Source organism: Caballeronia arvi (assembly GCF_001544695.2).
GTDB lineage: Bacteria > Pseudomonadota > Gammaproteobacteria > Burkholderiales > Burkholderiaceae > Caballeronia > Caballeronia arvi.
Genome location: NZ_FCOM02000344.1, coordinates 1 through 531 on the forward strand (window position 1 = coordinate 1; position 531 = coordinate 531).

A 531-nucleotide genomic window follows, 5' to 3' on the forward strand; every position below is an offset into this window, starting at 1 on the left:
AGCGGCCGGCGCTTTTGCGTATAGGTTTTTTCTATGGTGCACATGGTCGAGTGAACTTGGCCGCAGATTCCCAATAAATCCGGCTGTGCCGCGGTAGCGGCAGACCTCCTGTTACCCATCGCCAACTTACTGATTCGTCGGCTCGCCCGGGTCTTCGACGCCCTTCTCGATGTTGTCCTTCTGGTCGCCGTAGTCCTTCTGATTGGCGCCGTTCGTTATTTCAACGTCTCCCTTTACCATGCGATCTTCATTGCCGGTCAATGTGCCGATCGCGGTGTCGGCCCAGCCTTTGATTTGATGCTTCATTCCTTCCTTCTGGTCCTTGTTCATGACACGCTCCTGATCTTGTGTTTAACTGCGCCCAAGTTCCGGGTCCCGGGGCACGGCGAAGGCGCGCACGAGCATATAAATGCCAGCAAGCCCGACGAGGACGTAGACGATGCGTGCGGGCGTTGAACCCGCACCGAAGAGTGTGGCTACGAGGTCAAGCTGAATCAGACCGACGAGCCCCCAGTTCAGCGCGCCAATGAT

General features: G+C 57.1%; 2 protein-coding genes. Both read right to left on the minus strand.

Annotation, left to right across the window (positions count from 1 at the left end):
- Window positions 1-126 precede the first annotated feature (126 nt).
- The gene (locus AWB74_RS45255) at window positions 127-330 is read right to left on the minus strand and encodes a CsbD family protein (protein WP_061152864.1); all 204 of its coding nucleotides are present in this window, start codon (window positions 328-330) and stop codon (window positions 127-129) included.
- 21 nt (window positions 331-351) lie between these two features.
- Window positions 352-531: DUF378 domain-containing protein (locus AWB74_RS45260; protein ID WP_143749586.1), on the minus strand; the 180-nt coding region annotated here is incomplete at its 5' end.